Consider the following 17740-nt stretch of genomic DNA (forward strand, 5'->3'; position numbering starts at 1 on the left):
AGATTTTTGCAGTGATAATGCTGTTTCATGTGATTCCTCAATACTTACCTCAAATGCATTCCCTTAGAGATTAATGCAGGGCGCTCCTCACCTTGCAGGCGCTTATTGGGTGGTTGCATCTAAGTTTAAAGTTCCATCATGCCGTAAGGGTCTATGTCTGGAGCAGGTAGGCAGGGAGGCGTTGAGTCTCTCGAAAAGTACTTGGTATGATTTTTAATACTCAATAAAAAAGCCCCTGAGTTTTAACTCAGGGGCTTTTTGCATTGCCGCGATCAGTTTTACGCCGCTTTCGCTTCCAACTGGCTCAACGAGCGGTTCAGCGCGCTGAACAGGGCCTTGAAGCTCGCCGTAGTGATGTTTTCATCAATGCCCACGCCGTGCACCGGACGCTCGCCGTTCACGCGCAGTTCGATGTAGGCCGCAGCCTTGGCGTTGGTGCCCGCGCCGATTGCGTGTTCGTTGTAGTCCATGATCTCGACCGCTACCGGCAAGCCGGCTACCAGGGCTTCCAGTGCACCGTTGCCTTTGCCTTTCCAGTGCAGGTTGGTTTCGCCCTGGCCTTTGCCCGAGACTTCCACCTCGACAAAGCTGTTGCCATTCTCTTCCTGCAGGCGATGGCTGACCAGCGCGTACGGGGTGTTGGCCTGCAAGTATTCACGCTGCAGCAACGCGTAGATCTGCGGGGCGGTCATCTCCAGGCCCACGCGGTCGGTTTCAGCCTGGACCACCTGGCTGAACTCGATCTGCATGCGGCGTGGCAAGCTGATGTCGTATTCCTGCTCCAGCAGGTAGGCGATACCGCCTTTGCCCGACTGGCTGTTCACGCGGATCACCGCTTCGTAGCTGCGGCCGATGTCCGCCGGGTCGATCGGCAAGTACGGCACTTCCCACAGGGCGTCGTCTTTCTGCTGGGCAAAGCCCTTGCGGATCGCATCCTGGTGGGAGCCGGAGAACGCGGTGTGCACCAGGTCGCCGACATAGGGGTGACGTGGGTGCACCTGGATCTGGTTGCACTCCTCAACGACCTTGCGCACGCCGTCGATGTCGGAGAAGTCCAGCTGCGGGTCGAGGCCCTGGGTGTACATGTTCAAGGCCACGGTGACCAGGTCGACGTTGCCGGTACGCTCGCCGTTGCCGAACAGGCAGCCTTCGACACGGTCGGCGCCGGCCATCAGGCCCAGCTCGGTGGCGGCGACGCCGGTGCCACGGTCGTTGTGGGTGTGCAGGCTGATGATCACGCTGTCACGACGGTTGATATGGCGACCGAACCATTCGATCTGGTCGGCATAGATGTTCGGCGTGGCGCACTCGACGGTGGCGGGCAGGTTGAGAATCACCTTGTGCTCAGGCGTTGGGTTCCACACCTCGATCACTGCGTCACATACTTCCTTGGCGAATTCCAGTTCGGTGGCGCTGAAGGTTTCCGGGGAGTATTCGAAGGTCCACTGGGTGTCTGGCTGTTGGGCCGCGTATTTGACAAACAGCTTGGCTGCGTTGACCGCGATGGCCTTGATGCCTTCCTTGTCCTGGTTGAACACGATGCGGCGGAACGACGGCGACGTGGCGTTGTAAAGGTGCACGATGGCCTTCTTGGCGCCGCGCAGCGATTCGAAGGTGCGTGCGATCAAGTCTTCACGGCCCTGGGTCAGCACCTGGATGGTGGTGTCCTCGGGGATGTGGTTGTCTTCGATCAGGGTGCGCACGAAGTCGAAGTCGGTCTGCGAGGCGGCCGGGAACGACGCTTCGATTTCTTTCACACCCACCGCGACCAGGGTCTTCCAGAAACGCAGCTTCTTCACCGCGTCCATCGGCTCGATCAGCGACTGGTTGCCATCACGCAGGTCGGAGCTGCACCAGATCGGCGCTTCGGTGATGGTTTTCGACGGCCAGGTGCGATCCGGGATATCGATGGTCGGGAACGCGCGGTATTTCGAAGACGGGTCTTTGAGCATGCTCATCGGGAAATCCTTTGTTGTAGGGGCCGAGAAAAGGCGGCCTGCCGTAGAACTGTTTTTAGGGATAAAACGTAAAGACGAGGCAGATCGATTCAGCCTGGCAGTCGTGCGCTGACAAGGCACAGGCTGCGGTGCTGGCGGAGCTGAATGAGGGTGTGAGAGGTTTTCATAAGCTCAACCCTAACCGCCGGGGTGAAAGATGGCAAGCAGTCGAGAAAAATTGAGATAAGTTCTGCTATTGGCGTAGGAAACGAGAGTTTATGCCTGAGAATGAGTCAGCGGCTGTTTTTAATTGCGCACCCATTATCGGGTGCGCAATTCCACGTTTCAGGGCTGGAACGCGCCGATGAAGATCGCCGGGTCGACCCGTGCATCGTTCAGGCTGACATTCCAATGCATGTGCGGCCCCGTCGCGCGGCCTGTCGAACCGACCTTGCCGACCACCGCCCCGCGCGCCAGTTGCTGGCCGACTTTCACGTCGATCTTCGACATATGGCAGAACATGCTGATGAAGCCCTGGCCATGGTCGACGAACACGGTGTTGCCATTGAAGAAGTAGTTGCCGACCAGAATCACCTTGCCGTTGGCCGGCGTCTTGATCGGCGTGCCGGCTGGCACGGCGAAGTCCAGGCCCGAATGAGGGTTGCGCTCTTCACCGTTGAAGAAACGGCGTACGCCGAACTTGCTCGACAGTGGCCCGTTCACCGGTTTATCCAGCACCAGGTTGCTCGGCAGGTTTGGGCTGAAACTGCGGTACGCCTTGATCTGTACTGCCAGCTCCGCCTCGATGCGCTTGAGCTGCGCGGGATCGGGGTTGACCTGGCTTTTGTTTTTCAGGGTGATGCGCTGTTCCGGGTACTTTTTGTAGCCGACGATAAACGGCAGGTTGCGCCCACCGCTGCTGATGCGCTCATTGCCGGGCTTGACGGTCAGCGGAATGCCGACAATCGCCAGCCAGTTGTCCGCCTCCTTTACCACCAGCACCGGTTTGCCTTGATACGTCGCTTTCGGCGCGGCGGCCGAAGGGCCCAGTTCGACCACGGCCACGCCGCCCGGCACGGGTTTGTTCAGGGTGCGGGTGATGTAGCTGTCGGCGTGGGCATTGAAGGCGAGGCACAGCAGCATCAATACACTTAAAAAACGTGGCATCAATCAATCCAATAACGAAAGGGTGACGGGTGTCAGGTGGTTGTCTTCCACCCGCACTTGCAGTTGGCCTTCACCGAGACGCGCGGTGAGGCGCTGGCCGGTGTGGGTCTGTGCGGCATTGCGAATGGCCTGGCCACGCTCGTCGAGCAGAATGCTGTAGCCACGGCCCAGGGTCGCCAGCGGGCTGACAACTTGCAGCGTCTGCACCTGGCTTTGCAGTTGCAGGCGGCGCGCCTTGAGGCCCTCGCGCATGGCGCGGGGTAGGCGTTCGGCGAGGCTGTCCAGGCGTTGGCGCAACAGCGCCAGTTGACGGCCCGGGTGCTGGCCGGCAAGGCGGGTTTCCAGGCGGATCAGGCGTTCGCGCCGGGTGTTGAGGCTGCGTTCGAAGGCGCGGCGCAGGCGCATGTCCAGGTCATCCAGGCGCTGGGCCTGCTGGCGCAGGCGCTCACCGGGATGGCGCAGGCGCCGGGCCATGCCTTCCAGGCGCAGACGGTCGTGGCGCAGGCGGTTGCGCATCAGCATTACCAGGCGGCGGTGCAGGTTTTCGACCTGGCGCACCAGGTGGCTGGCGTCGGGCGCGAGCAGTTCGGCGGCGGCGGAGGGCGTGGGCGCGCGCACGTCGGCGACGAAGTCACTGATCGATACATCCGTTTCATGGCCGACGGCACTCACGATCGGCGTGACACACGCATCAACCGCGCGAGCCACGGCCTCTTCGTTGAAGCACCAGAGGTCTTCCAGCGAGCCGCCGCCACGCGCCAGGATCAACGCATCGAAGCCACGCGCATCTGCCAGTTTCAGCGCTCGCACAATCTGAGGTATGGCTTCGCGGCCTTGCACGGCGGTGGGGATCAATGTCAGTTCGACGTTCGGGGCGCGGCGGCGGAACACGCTGATGATGTCGCGGATCACCGCGCCCGTCGGCGAACTGATAATGCCAATGCGTCGAGGGTGCGCCGGCAGCGGCACCTTGCGTTCGGCACTGAACAGGCCTTCGGCGCTGAGCTTTTCCTTCAAGGCATCAAAGGCCAGGCGCAGCGCGCCATCACCGGCCGGCTCCACGGTGTCGAGGATCAACTGGTAGTCGCCGCGGCCCTCGAACAGCGAGACCTTGCCACGCACCTTGACCGCCAGGCCGTCCTTCAACGCCTGGCGCACCCGCGCAGCGTTGTTGCGAAACAACGCGCAACGCACTTGGGCGCCGCTGTCCTTGAGGGTGAAATACACATGGCCGGAGGCCGGGCGCGCGAGGTTGGAGATCTCGCCCTCGACCCAGATATTGGTGAACACGTCTTCCAGCAACACCCGCGCGCGGCCGTTGAGCTGGCTGACAGTCAGGACTTCGCGGTCCAGGCCCAGACGGGCAAAGGGATCTTTAATCATGGGCGGCAGTTTATAGGCATTCGTGCAGGGTTTGACAGAACTGCTCCACCAGCGCGCTCGGCGACTGCGGGCAGGCCAGGGCCACGGTGCTCAGGCAGTCCGGGTCGGCCAGGGGCAAAAAGTGCATGTTGGCGGGCGCGATGTCCTGCATGGATTTTGGTAACAAGGCAATACCGAAGCCGGCCTGGATCAGCTGCAGCTGGGTGGTCTTGCGCGACATCACCCGCGCGGCCTTGGGGAAAAATCCTGCGCGCATGCACAGCTCGGCTGACAGATAACTCAATCCGCCGCGCTGCGGATGCGGGATCGAGATAAACGCCTGATCCTTGAGTTGGGCCAATTCGACCGGCGCCTGACTGCGCGCCAGGGGATGGTTCGGCGGTACCGCCAGCAGCAGTTGTTCACTGTATAAAGGCACTACTCGCACGCCTTCGCGCTGGCGCAGCACGGGCAGGCGCAACAGGCCCACTTCCAGGCGACCGTCGGCGATTTCTTCCAGCTGCGCTTCGGAGGACAGTTTGACGATGTCCATCGACGCACCGGGGCAGCGCGCGAGCCAAGTACTGATGCCCTCAAGCAAAGGCCCGCTCATCGGCACGGTGCTCGAATGGCTCAGGCGTAGCGTGCCGAGTTGGCCGTTGCCCACCTGCGTCGCCATTTCGCTGGCTTTGAGCAACTCGCTCAGCAGGTTGCGTGCACGCGGATAGAAGGCCTCACCGGCGGCCGTCAAGCGCGGCTGGCGCGCCGTGCGTTCGAACAGCGGGGTTTGCAGCTGGATCTCCAGCTCCTTGATCTGCCGGCTCAGTGCCGATTGCGCGACAAACAGGCGCTCGGCGGCAGCGCTGAAACTGCCACTGTCGGCGATTTCGACGAAGTAGCGCAGTTGGCGGGTAGAGATCACGCGTCATGCCTTTTCGAGATGGGTGGAGGGCTTTGAAGATATTAGTCGCAACCCTCGCGAATGGCTAAAGTGATGGCCATCTCTTACAAGGAATCACCCATGGGCCCGGTTGAACTGATGAGTCAGTGGTCGTTTGGCGGTGTGGATTGGCTGGTGATCGGCCTGGGCATTGTCGTGGCCTACATCGTGTTTGGCATCGCCGGCTTCGGCACGGCGCTGGTGGCGGGGCCGATCCTGATCGTGTTCATGCCGCTGTCGAAGATCATCCCATTGCTGGTGCTGCTGGATTTTGTCGCGGCGTTTGGCAACCTGCTGCAGTCGCGCCGGGATGTGAACAAGCCGGAGCTGCTGCGGTTGCTGCCCTGCATGGCGATTGGCTGCACCCTGGGCGTGGTGTTCTTGCTCAACCTGCATTCGGACCTGTTGCTGCTGTTGATGGGGCTGTTTATCAGCGCCTACGCGATTTACAGCCTGGCGGTAAAGGCGCGGCCGACCCAACTGGCGGCTGGCTGGTCGATCCCGATGGGCACGGTCGGCGGGCTGTTTGGTGCGTTGTTCGGCAGTGGTGGCTTTTTATATGCCATCTACCTCAACAGTCGCCTGCCCAAGGACGCGGCGCGCGCCACGCAAAGCGCGCTGATCAGTTGCAGCACGGTGGTGCGCTTGACTCTGTTCCTGATTGCCGGGGTCTATGCGGATCTGCCGTTGCTGATGTTGGCGCTGTGCCTGTTGCCGGCGATGGCCCTGGGATTGTGGTGCGGGCGCAGGCTGACGATGCGCATGTCTCGCGAGGCGTTCGTGCGGTTGGTGACATGGCTGGTGCTGGCGAGTGGGATTGCGTTGATCGGGCGGTATTTGAGTACTTGACCTGATTTCTTCAGGGATTAAGCTGCCAGCCTCTAGGGCCCCATCGCGGGCAAGCCCGGCTCCCACATAGGTAAGCGATCACTGTGGGAGCCGGGCTTGCCCGCGATGAGGCCAGAAGCCACACCGCAGGACTCCCAGGCCTCATGAACTCGCAAAGCATCCTTGTCCCGAAAATCTCCACCTTGCCCGTCCACGAACCCCGCGCCCGGGCGATCGTGCGTTGGCTGGTGCGCAAGAACATCATCAAGGAAGAGCTGACCACCTGCGGGCGCACCGGCAATCGCATGGGCTACGCCCTGGCCGATGGCGCGCGTGCCGTGGTGCTGCACCCCGAGGCATTGCCGTTCAACGAGCCGATCAACGGCCTGGAGATCATCTACAAGCGCTGCATCTACACGCCGGCCAAGGGTTTCCTCGAAGAAGCCGGCTGCCCGGAGTGCCTCAAGGAAGTCGGCGAGGCGCTGTTCGAAAGCCTCGAAGACTGGATGCCCGGCCACACCGACAACTTCACCTGCCCGCTGTGTGGGCATGAGGACGACATCAACGGGTTTCTTTTCCTGCAGGAATGCGGGTTTTCCAACCTGGGATTCATCTTCAACAACTGGGCCGAGGCGGGGTTCAAGCAGAGCTTTATCGACGAATTTGCCGATTGGCTCGATCAGAAGATGAGTTGGGTCAAGGTCGAGCTCTAAACCACCGCCGTTCAACGCTGTAGGAGCCCGGCTTGCCGGCGATGGCGCCCGGGGGTCGAGCGCAAGGCTCAAGGACTTCATCGCCGGCAAGCCGGCTCCTGCAGTGGCTGTTTTTCTCCATCTATCAGTATTACCAAGTTTGTCAGAGTTTTACATTGAGCCTGACAGGGTGCATGTATATAATGGCGCGCTTCCATTTTCCCGCTCGGGAGCCCCCGCGATGCTGCGTATCAGCCAAGAAGCTCTGACATTCGACGACATTCTCCTAGTGCCCGGTTATTCCGAGGTGCTTCCTAACGAAGTCAGTCTCAAGACCCGCCTAACCCGTGGCATCGAGCTGAATATTCCCCTGGTTTCCGCTGCCATGGACACCGTCACCGAAGCCCGTCTGGCCATCGCCATGGCTCAGGAAGGCGGCATCGGCATCATCCACAAGAACATGACTATCGAGCAGCAAGCTGCCGAAGTGCGCAAGGTCAAGCGTTACGAAGCCGGTGTGGTGAAAGATCCCATCACTATCGAAGCCGACGCCACCGTGCGTGACCTGTTCGACCTGACCCGCCTGCACAACATCTCCGGCGTTCCGGTGCTGCACGATGGCGACCTGGTCGGCATCGTCACTTCCCGTGACGTGCGTTTCGAGAACCGTCTTGAAGTTACCGTCCGCGAAGTGATGACGCCCAAAGAGCGTCTGGTCACTGTCAAGGAAGGCGCCGACAAGAACGATGTGCGCGAACTGCTGCACAAGCACCGCATCGAGCGCGTGCTGATCGTCGACGACAAATTCGCCCTCAAGGGCATGATGACCGTCAACGACATCGAAAAAGCCAAGGCCTACCCGCTGGCCAGCAAGGATGACCAAGGTCGTCTGCGCGTGGGTGCGGCAGTCGGTACCGGTAAAGACACCGGCGACCGCGTTTCGGCCCTGGTGGCTGCCGGTGTTGACGTGGTGGTGGTCGACACGGCTCACGGTCACTCCAAAGGTGTGATCGACCGCGTTCGCTGGGTCAAACAGAATTTCCCTGAAGTACAGGTGATCGGCGGCAACATCGCCACCGGCGCTGCTGCCAAGGCCCTGGCCGAAGCCGGCGCCGATGCTGTCAAGGTCGGTATCGGCCCTGGCTCGATCTGCACCACGCGTATCGTCGCCGGTGTAGGCGTGCCGCAAATCAGCGCCATCGCCAACGTCGCCGCGGCCCTTGAAGGCACCGGCGTACCGTTGATCGCCGACGGCGGCATCCGTTTCTCCGGTGACCTGTCCAAGGCCATCGTTGCCGGTGCTTCCTGCGTGATGATGGGCTCGATGTTCGCCGGTACCGAAGAAGCGCCAGGCGAGATCGAACTGTTCCAGGGCCGTTCGTACAAGGCATACCGCGGCATGGGTTCGCTGGGCGCCATGTCCCAGGCGCAAGGTTCCTCCGACCGCTACTTCCAGGACTCTTCGGCAGGCGCCGAGAAGCTCGTACCGGAAGGCATCGAAGGCCGTGTTCCGTACAAGGGCACCCTGAGCGCGATCATCCATCAACTGATGGGCGGCCTGCGTTCCTCGATGGGCTACACCGGCAGCGCCGACATCGAAGAAATGCGCACCAAGCCTGAGTTCGTGCGGATCACCGGTGCTGGCATGGCCGAGTCCCACGTCCACGACGTACAGATCACCAAGGAAGCGCCAAACTACCGCGTAGGTTGAGGCTTCCAGCAAATAGTTAAGTAACCGGGGCTGTCTTATTCAGCCCCGAGTTGTTTCTGATTCATTAGACGAGACTGATCTCATGGCCCTCGACATTCACGCCCACCGCATCCTGATCCTCGACTTCGGTTCCCAGTACACCCAGCTGATCGCCCGCCGCGTGCGCGAAATCGGCGTGTACTGCGAACTGCATCCGTTCGACATGGATGACGAAGCGATTCGCGAATTCGCTCCAAAAGGCGTCATTCTCGCCGGCGGCCCCGAGTCCGTGCACGAAGCCAACAGCCCGCGTTGCCCACAGGCAGTGTTCGACCTGGGCGTGCCGGTCTTCGGTATCTGCTACGGCATGCAGACCATGGCCGAGCAACTGGGCGGCAAGGTCGAAGGTTCCGAGCTGCGTGAGTTCGGTTACGCGCGTGTCGACGTGGTCGGCAAGAGCCGCCTGCTGGACGGCATCGAAGACCACATCGACGCCGACGGCCTGTTCGGCCTCGACGTATGGATGAGCCACGGTGACAAGGTCACCAAGATGCCGGAAGACTTCCACATCCTGGCCAGCACCCCGAGCTGCCCGATCGCCGGCATGTTCAGCGACGAGCGTCGTTACTACGGCGTGCAGTTCCACCCGGAAGTGACCCACACCAAGCAAGGCGGGCGCATCCTGTCGCGCTTCATCCTCGACATCTGCGAGTGTGAAGCCCTGTGGACTCCGTCGAAAATCGCTGAAGACGCCATTGCCCAGGTGCGCGCCCAGGTCGGCACCGACAACGTGTTGCTCGGCCTGTCCGGCGGCGTTGACTCCTCCGTGGTTGCTGCGCTGCTGCACAAAGCCATCGGCGACCAACTGACGTGCGTGTTCGTCGACAACGGCCTGCTGCGCTTGCACGAAGGTGAGCAAGTGATGGCCATGTTCGCCGAGAACATGGGCGTCAAGGTGATCCGCGCTAACGCTGAGGACCAGTTCCTCGACAACCTGGCCGGCGAGTCCGACCCTGAGAAGAAGCGCAAGATCATCGGTCGCACCTTCATCGACGTCTTCGATGCCCAGTCCAACAAGCTGGACAACATCAAGTTCCTCGCCCAGGGCACCATCTACCCTGACGTGATCGAGTCGGCCGGCGCCAAGAGCGGCAAGGCCCACGTGATCAAGTCCCACCACAACGTGGGTGGCCTGCCTGAGGAAATGAACCTCAAGCTGGTAGAACCGCTGCGCGAGCTGTTCAAGGACGAAGTCCGCCGTCTCGGCCTGGAACTCGGCCTGCCGTACGACATGGTCTACCGCCACCCATTCCCGGGCCCGGGCCTGGGCGTGCGGATCCTCGGTGAAGTGAAGAAGGAATACGCCGACCTGCTGCGTCGCGCCGACCACATCTTCATCGAAGAACTGCGCAAGGCTGACTGGTACCACAAGGTCAGCCAGGCCTTCGTGGTGTTCCAGCCGGTCAAATCGGTTGGCGTTGTCGGCGATGGCCGTCGCTACGCATGGGTCGTGGCCCTGCGTGCGGTGGAAACCATCGACTTCATGACCGCCCGTTGGGCACACCTGCCGTACGAACTGCTGGAAACCGTCAGCGGCCGTATCATCAATGAGATCGAAGGTATTTCGCGCGTGACTTACGACGTGTCGAGCAAGCCGCCGGCGACCATTGAGTGGGAATAAGCAAGGCGGGCCTGAATGGCCTGCGTTGAGTGAGTAAAAAACCTGGTCTCGGCCAGGTTTTTTATTGCCTATCAGGCAGGAACCCGACTTTGCAGGCTCATGCCCATATTGGTAAGGGCGCTGGAGAGTTTTTCCAGGGTGGGGAAGTGCACCTCATGCACGCCTACCCAGGCGGGACGTTCGATGTAAAAGCTGCCGTCGACCAGCCGATTGATGGGCGTGGAGACGATCCCCCTGTCACGGCTGTGGTGCAGCAAGGTGTAGTTGCCCTGGTTTTCGTCGATCACGTACATGCCCTTGCGAAACAGCAGTCGCTGGTTTTGCTCCAACGTCCGGTGCACCCGCGGGGCTTCCACTTGTACGCGCAAGTCGGCATGCAGGGTGTCGAAGCTGTCGCCGACGCTTTCATGGCTGGGGGCGCTGTCGCGATCAATGGCGATGCCGGGGTCGATACGCACGTCGTGACCCTGCCCCGGCAGCACCTCTTCTATACGCAGCCCGATCCCCCCTTCCAGCTCACTGATACCGGCGAAGCCGTTGAAGGTGTTGATGTTTTTCGCGTCGGTGAGGACCAGCCATTTGCCGCCGCCGTTCAGGGCTCTGTCGGTTTGCATGACGGTGTGGGCGAGGTAGTTGCTCATCGCTTGTTCTGAAAGGTCGGCGATAGGGTTGGGGTATTTGTAGTGCGCTGCGCAGTCGAAGGCCTGCACGCGTATGCCGTTGGCCCTGGCTGCCTTGACCAGTTCCCGTTCATTGAATTGCCCGGCCGGGTCGGTGCCCAGTCGGCTCAGGTAGTTGTCGAGGTCTTCGGACATTTCCCCTGTGTGCCAATATTGGTTCAAGTCATCCTGGACGAAGTCGTTGAGCAGGCGGCGCATGTATAGGGTTTTCACGCCTTTGCGTGCAAAAAACGCGAGCTTTTCGATCACCAGGCGGGTGCTGGTAATACGGTCGAGGGTTTCACCGATGGCGTAGCCCGGTATGGCGTCAGGCAGGCGTTCAAGCACTTCATCGAGGGTGGCGGCGGGTTCGAAAGCCGCCATAGCCGGACGAGGTGGTAATGGGGTCCAGGACAGCTCGTTGTAGAAGTCTTTCGCCGATTGCAGCAGTTTGTTGTGTGTTGTGCTGAAGTAGTGGGTGAAGCGATCAATGTGGCTGAAGCGGCTGTGAATATGGGTTTCAGGCAGGCCCAGTGCCCAGCGTTTGACCTCGGCACGGGTGGAGGGTGGGGTGTCGAATGGCGTGGTCACCCTGCGCAGTGGGTTGGTGGGCGCAATCGTCGGCTCCGGGGGCGCTGTGATGGGCGTGGGGGCCGGCACCCGAGCGGCTTTGCTGGAATTGCCGCCGCCGCCTTTCAAGCCGTTGACGGGCACCCGTTCCCATTTATCAAGTGGATTGAGCCGCACTGGCAGCGAGCCGGAAAAACCGTGGGGGTTGTCCGGGTCGACGACGGCCCAATAACCGCGACCGTTGGGATCAGCCTGGTAGCGCACGTAATAGGCCTCATCGTTCAGCAGGATCGCGTGCTGTGCCATGTCGTCGGAGGACCTGAGGGTGTAGACCTGGTGAAACTTTCCCGGGGCAGTGTTGAGGGTTTCGCCTTCCAGTATGAGGTTGGTCTGGTAGGTGGCGGGCACTGCGGGTTCATAGGCGGCAGGTATGACGGCAGGCTTTGCGGGTTCGGTCGCTGCAATCGATTCAACTGCCCGAGTGTCGGCCACTTCAATGATATCCGGCATGACCCCGTCGGCTTTCAGCAGGCTCAGGTTGAATAAAGTGTCGATGGCGCTGAGTATCGCGCCCAGTTCTCCGGCGCGGCGTTCAGCCGGGGTTTTGCCGTTGATTGCCTGGTCGAGATTCAAGCCAAGATTGGCCATGCTGGCGCCCACGACCACCAGCGCCACTGGCCAGCCCGCCACGGCCATCGGGCCGAAGGTTTTGCCGAAGGCATTCAGGTAACCGATCCACAGTTTCTTGCGCAGGTCGCCATTACTGCGCAGGGAGAAATCGGCATCGTTGCGCATGCGCGCTTGGCTGGAGTGCGCCAGCCACGTGAATGCATCACCCGTAATCGTCTGGTCGATCTGATTGATCAGGTGGTGATCCCAGGTGCCCCATTCGATAAACAGCTGGTCGAGTTGGTGGTACAGGCCCTTGTCCACCCAGTCTGGCGGCAGGGTGCCCGCCAGGGCCTGGCCGGTGCGATAGATCAGCACCGGCGTGAGCAGCATTTGCTTCCAGGTGACGGCGTCGGTGTCGTCCTGCTGGACCTGGGCCGACAGGGGGAAATGGGCCATGAAGCGTGCGCGTTTATCCGGGTGATTGGTCTGGTTCAGCAGCCAGAAATGCAGGTCGGCCGGTGTCTCGAAACAGTGGAAGGTCTGCGTCTCGCCGGGGATATAAAGAATTTGCCGGCCGTCGGCATCGATGATGCGCAGCAGGTCCGTGGCGATATGCCCACCGATATCCAGCGCCGCCACGCGCAGCCCGTGTGCCGAAGGTGCTTCGGTTTGCAGGTTGGGCAGCGTCGGCGGCCAGCACAGGTTGCCAGCGCACGCGCTGATGACGGTCTGCAACTGTGACGCGCTGAGCTGTCCGGCCTGCCGGGCTTGCAGGGCCTCGGCCAGGCAGTTGACCTTGGCCAGGGTGCGGAAGTGCTCGAGGTGTGTGCGCCAGAAGGTCTCCGTGCGCGTGGTGTAGCGGTCGCAGAAGTTGATTGCCCAGAAGTCATTGAGCACTGCGCGAGCCGACAGTCGCACTTCGTTGTGGTGGTCGAACAGCCGCGCCTCGGCACCCTCGCGATAAAAACCGCCGTCGCCATCGAGCAGGTCGGCGTTGTCCTGGTCGTGCACATTGAAACGGTGAATGACCAACTGCGTGAGGGTCATCGACTCTTGCGGTTTCTCGTTATGGCCCCAGCCGGTGAAGGTGGCAGGGTCGCTGTAGCCGCCCTTGAAGCGGTGCCAGTACAGGTGATCGGGATCCAGGGTTGCCAGGTCATGCCTGGCGAGAATTTCACACGCGGCCTCGCGGGCCATCGTCTGCATGTTCGGGCAGGCATCCAGCACCACGGGGGCCAGGGCCCGGAGTTGGTGCTGGGCGGCGGGGGAGGTGTCGGCAAGTGGCATGGTGCTCTCCTTGAAGGGGGAGAGCGGAGCATGCCCAGCCCTTCAGAAGGGCGGCAGGTAGATAATTAACGCCGCGCAATATCCGAAAAATAAAACTTATCCAGCGTATGCCGCGACTCGGTGTATTCGAACTGCCGCCCATCCTGCAAAAACGTCTGGTTACTTACCACGATCACATGGCTCTGGCCTTCGAGGTCCAGGTGCGTCTGATCGTCCTTGCCACGCGGCAGGGCTTCGATCGTGCGTTGGGCGTAGCTGATCTGCAGTTGCAGGGTCTGTTCGATGAAGGCGTAGATCGACTGCTCGGCAATCGAGCGGTCGAGGCCTGGGATCAGGTCGGCGACGAAGTGGTTGATGTCGAGGATCACCCGTTTGCCGCCGATGCGCCGCACGCGTTTGATACGCGTAATCAGCGTGCCCGGCTCGGCCTCGATGTGTTGCAACAGTGGGCCGTCGAGGGGCAGCTGGGTGAATTCGACGACCTCGGTGCGGACGTCGTCGCCCAGGTCGGCGTGGGTTTCGTGGAAGCTGACGATGCCGCCCAGTTGGAATTCAATCGGGTTGGGCGACAGCACAAACGTGCCCTTGCCGTGGATTTTTTGCGCGAACCCGCGCTCCTGCAACTGCTCGATAGCCCGACGCACGGTGCCACGGCTGGCCTGGTAGGCGTCCATCAATTCGGTTTCGGAGGGAAGGCGCGTGCCGCGTTGCAAACGTTCAGTGGTGATGCTGGCAAGCAGATCCGTATAGATCTGGTTGTATTTGCTCATGGGGATGGCTCTGTGCCCGACTTGATGAAAGTGAACGGTGCGTTCACGGCAGGAACCTTAGTGGCAGAGGTGGGGTTTGTCCATCAGACCCTTGGATATCTGCGGCCTCCAGCGATATGACAGCCTACAAGATATAAACATTTTGTAACTCGTACAGACGAGTTGTTGCTTTAACTCGTACAGACGAGTACTTTTGCCCTCGGCGTGCTGCCAATGACTGCCCCCAAATAAAAAAATCAAAGTGGAAACCAAGCATGAGCCACGACTATTCGACGATTGCCCGCGAGATTCTCGAGAACCTCGGTGGCAGCGATAACCTTGAACAAGCTGCCCACTGCGTGACCCGCCTGCGCCTGGCGCTCAAGGACCCGAGCCTGGTCAACAGCAGCGCGCTGAACCAGGTCGACCTGGTCAAGGGCTCGTTCTTTACCGGCGGCCTGTTCCAGGTCGTGATCGGCCCCGGTGAAGTGGAAAAGGTCTACGCCGCCCTGCGCGAACAGACCGGCCTCGCCGCTGCCACCATCGCCGACGTGAAGAAGAAGGGCGCCGACAAGACCAACGCCATGCAGCGTCTGGTGCGGGTCTTTTCCGATGTGTTCATGCCGATCCTGCCCGCGCTGATCATCGCCGGCCTGCTGATGGGGGTGAATAACCTGATGGGCGCCAAGGGCATGTTCATCGACGGCAAGACGCTGCTCGAGGCCTACCCGAACCTGGATGGGCTGTGGAGCCTGATCAACCTGATGGCCAACACCTCGTTCGTGTTCCTGCCGGCGCTGGTCGGCTGGTCGGCGGCCAAGCGTTTTGGTGGCAGCGAAATCCTTGGCATCGTGCTTGGCCTGATGCTGGTGCACCCGGACCTGCTCAACGCCTGGAACTACGGCAAGGCGGTCGCCGGGCTCGACGGCCAGAGCCTGCCGTACTTCGATATTTTCGGCTGGTTCAAGATCGAAAAAGTCGGCTACCAGGGGCAGATCCTGCCGATCCTGATGGCGGCCTACGTGATGAGCGTGATCGAGAAGTGGCTGCGCGCTCGCGTGCCCAACGCGATTCAACTGCTGGTCGTGCCGATCACCACCATCGTCGTCACCGGTGTGCTGGCGCTGGCGATCATCGGCCCGGTCACGCGTCACCTCGGGATCCTGATCACCGAAGGCGTGGTCACCTTGTTTGACCTCGCGCCGATGGTCGGCGGGGCGATTTTCGGCCTGTTGTATGCGCCGCTGGTGATCACCGGCATGCACCACATGTTCCTCGCCGTGGACCTGCAGCTGATCTCCACCCAGGGCGGCACGTTTATCTGGCCAATGATTGTGATGTCCAACCTGGCCCAGGGCAGCGCAGCACTCGCGGTGTTCTACACCACCCGCAATGCGCGGGATAAAAGCATGGCCTCGACCTCGGCGATTTCCGCGTACTTCGGCATCACTGAGCCGGCGATGTTCGGCGTGAACCTGCGCTTCAAATTTCCATTCTATGCCGCGCTGCTCGGCTCGGCGCTGGGCAGTATTTTCCTCTCGCTGAACAAGGTGCAGGCCTCGGCCATCGGTGTCGGCGGCTTGCCCGGATTCATCTCGATCATTCCGCAGTACATCCCAAGCTTTGTGATTGGGATGGTGGTGGCGATGGTCGTGCCGTTTGTTCTGACCTGTGCATTGAGCATGAAGATCGTTCGGCCTGGTTATCGCGTCGCCTGACCGACCGCTATCGCCGGCAAGGCCCGCACACATTTCAAAGGAGTCCACCATGCAAGACTGGCAACACTCGGTGATCTACCAGATCTACCCCAAAAGCTTCCACAGCCACGCGGGTAACGCCACCGGTGACCTGCTCGGCATCGTGGACAAGCTCGATTACCTCAAATGGCTGGGCGTGGATTACCTGTGGGTCACCCCGTTCCTGCGCTCGCCGCAACGTGACAACGGCTACGACATCAGCGACTACTACGCCATCGACCCGAGCTACGGGACCATGGCCGATTGCGAATTGCTGATCAGCGAAGCGGCCAAGCGCGGCATCAAGCTGATGCTCGACATTGTGGTCAACCACACCTCCATCGAGCATGCGTGGTTCCAGCAGGCGCGCAGCAGCCTCGACAACCCGTACCGCGACTTCTACATCTGGCGCGACCAGCCGAACAACTGGGAATCCAAGTTCGGTGGCTCGGCCTGGGAATACGAGGCGCAAACCGGCCAGTATTTCCTGCACCTGTTCGATCACACCCAGGCCGACCTCAACTGGGACAACCCCCAGGTGCGCGCCGAGGTGTTCAAGTTGATGCGCTTCTGGCGCGACAAGGGCGTGGGCGGCTTCCGCCTGGACGTGATCAACCTGATCTCCAAGCCAGCGGACTTTCCCGAAGACCACAGCGACGGCCGCCGTTTCTACACCGACGGCCCGAACGTGCATGAATACCTGCAGGAAATGCACCGCGAAGTCTTCGAAGGCCATGACCTGATCAACGTCGGCGAGATGTCATCCACCAGCCTGGAACACTGCATCCGCTACTCGAATCCGGCGTCGAAAGAATTGTCGATGACCTTCAACTTTCATCACCTGAAAGTCGATTACCCGAACCTGCAGAAGTGGGTGAGGGCGGACTTCGACTTCCTGCAACTCAAGCAGATTCTGTCCGACTGGCAGCTCGGCATGCAGGCCGGTGGTGGCTGGAACGCGCTGTTCTGGTGTAACCACGACCAGCCGCGGGTGGTCTCGCGTTTCGGTGACGACGGTGAGCACCGCGTGGTCTCGGCGAAGATGCTCGGCACCGCGTTGCACTTCCTGCAGGGCACGCCGTTCGTGTATCAGGGCGAAGAGCTGGGCATGACCAATCCGGGGTTCGACCGGATCGAGCAATACCGCGATGTCGAGACCCTGAACATCTTTCGTCTCAAGCGCGATGCCGGTGAGTCCGAGGCGTCGAGCATGGCGGCGATCATGCAGAAGTCCCGCGACAACAGCCGCACGCCGATGCAGTGGGACACCCAGGCGAATGCCGGTTTCAGTCGCGGCGAACCGTGGATCGGGATCCCGGCCAATGCAGCGCAGATCAATGCGCAGAGCCAACTGGATGACCCGGATTCGGTGCTGCATCACTACCGCGCGCTGATCGACTTGCGTCGCCACGAACCGCTGATCCAGACCGGCGTTTACCGCCAATTGCTGCAGGACCATCTGCAGGTCTGGGCGTACCTGCGCGAGGGGCAGGGCGAGCGCTTGCTGGTACTGAACAACTTCTATGGCACGCCATGCGAAATCCAGCTGCCGGATGACGTGATCAACCCTGCCAGCGAACAACGCCTGCTGATCAGCAACTACCCCGATTGCCCGCAGCGCACGAGCACGGTCGCACTGCGCCCCTATGAATCGTTCGTCCTGCACCTGAAAGACTGAAACACCACCATTCCCTGTAGGCGCCGGCTTGCCGGCGATAGCGCCCTCCAGACCGCTATCGCTCGGCGGACCGCTATCGCCAGCAAGCTGGCGCCTGCAAGGGATCGTGTCGGGTAAAAAAAAGTAAGAAAACAATAAAAATAAAAGGAGCG

The 17740-nt window shown here is 61.0% G+C and carries 12 protein-coding genes; 6 read left to right on the forward strand and 6 right to left on the reverse strand.

Annotated elements, in window-relative coordinates; translation table 11 throughout:
- Window positions 1–278 precede the first annotated feature (278 nt).
- From leuA to C9990_RS05225, 4 genes are all read right to left on the reverse strand, one after another.
- Window positions 279–1958, reverse strand: coding sequence for a 2-isopropylmalate synthase (gene leuA / locus C9990_RS05205; protein ID WP_065908640.1), 1680 nt, complete (start codon window positions 1956–1958; stop codon window positions 279–281).
- Between the two features lie 324 nt (window positions 1959–2282).
- Complete coding sequence (locus tag C9990_RS05215) at window positions 2283–3104, reverse strand: M23 family metallopeptidase (protein WP_106802689.1); 822 nt, start codon at window positions 3102–3104, stop codon at window positions 2283–2285.
- 3 nt (window positions 3105–3107) lie between these two features.
- Window positions 3108–4487: an exodeoxyribonuclease VII large subunit gene (gene xseA / locus C9990_RS05220; protein ID WP_065908643.1), complete on the reverse strand. Its 1380-nt coding sequence runs from the start codon at window positions 4485–4487 to the stop codon at window positions 3108–3110.
- A 10-nt stretch (window positions 4488–4497) separates the two neighbouring features.
- Window positions 4498–5388, reverse strand: a complete 891-nt coding sequence (locus C9990_RS05225; RefSeq protein ID WP_106802690.1) for a LysR family transcriptional regulator — start codon at window positions 5386–5388, stop codon at window positions 4498–4500.
- A gap of 99 nt (window positions 5389–5487) precedes the next feature.
- Here C9990_RS05225 and C9990_RS05230 point away from each other — a divergent pair, with 99 nt between their 5' ends.
- From C9990_RS05230 to guaA, 4 genes are all read left to right on the forward strand, one after another.
- A complete protein-coding gene (locus C9990_RS05230; RefSeq protein ID WP_106802691.1) occupies window positions 5488–6255 on the forward strand; it encodes a sulfite exporter TauE/SafE family protein in 768 nt (255 codons plus the stop codon).
- A 143-nt stretch (window positions 6256–6398) separates the two neighbouring features.
- Window positions 6399–6947 (forward strand): hypothetical protein, encoded by a 549-nt coding sequence (locus tag C9990_RS05235; protein WP_025859262.1) that lies wholly within the window; start codon window positions 6399–6401, stop codon window positions 6945–6947.
- 220 nt (window positions 6948–7167) lie between these two features.
- Complete coding sequence (guaB, locus tag C9990_RS05240; RefSeq protein WP_010207937.1) at window positions 7168–8637, forward strand: IMP dehydrogenase; 1470 nt, start codon at window positions 7168–7170, stop codon at window positions 8635–8637.
- 82 nt (window positions 8638–8719) lie between these two features.
- Window positions 8720–10297, forward strand: coding sequence for a glutamine-hydrolyzing GMP synthase (guaA, locus tag C9990_RS05245; protein WP_065908647.1), 1578 nt, complete (start codon window positions 8720–8722; stop codon window positions 10295–10297).
- Window positions 10298–10368: 71 nt separating this feature from the next.
- Here the strand turns inward: guaA and C9990_RS05250 are convergent, their stop codons facing one another.
- Complete coding sequence (locus C9990_RS05250; protein WP_106802692.1) at window positions 10369–13425, reverse strand: membrane-targeted effector domain-containing toxin; 3057 nt, start codon at window positions 13423–13425, stop codon at window positions 10369–10371.
- A 65-nt stretch (window positions 13426–13490) separates the two neighbouring features.
- Window positions 13491–14195 carry a trehalose operon repressor gene (gene treR, locus C9990_RS05255; protein ID WP_065908651.1) on the reverse strand — a complete coding sequence of 235 codons (705 nt, stop codon included), beginning with the start codon at window positions 14193–14195 and terminating at the stop codon, window positions 13491–13493.
- Between the two features lie 254 nt (window positions 14196–14449).
- Between treR and treP the strand changes: the two genes are divergently transcribed.
- Window positions 14450–15892 carry a PTS system trehalose-specific EIIBC component gene (gene treP / locus C9990_RS05260; protein ID WP_065908653.1) on the forward strand — a complete coding sequence of 481 codons (1443 nt, stop codon included), beginning with the start codon at window positions 14450–14452 and terminating at the stop codon, window positions 15890–15892.
- A 49-nt stretch (window positions 15893–15941) separates the two neighbouring features.
- Complete coding sequence (treC, locus tag C9990_RS05265) at window positions 15942–17588, forward strand: alpha,alpha-phosphotrehalase (protein ID WP_106802693.1); 1647 nt, start codon at window positions 15942–15944, stop codon at window positions 17586–17588.
- The last annotated feature ends 152 nt before the right edge of the window (window positions 17589–17740 follow it).

Origin of the sequence: Pseudomonas sp. S5D5, assembly GCF_003013355.1 — a bacterium.
Taxonomy (GTDB): domain Bacteria; phylum Pseudomonadota; class Gammaproteobacteria; order Pseudomonadales; family Pseudomonadaceae; genus Aquipseudomonas; species Aquipseudomonas aylmerensis.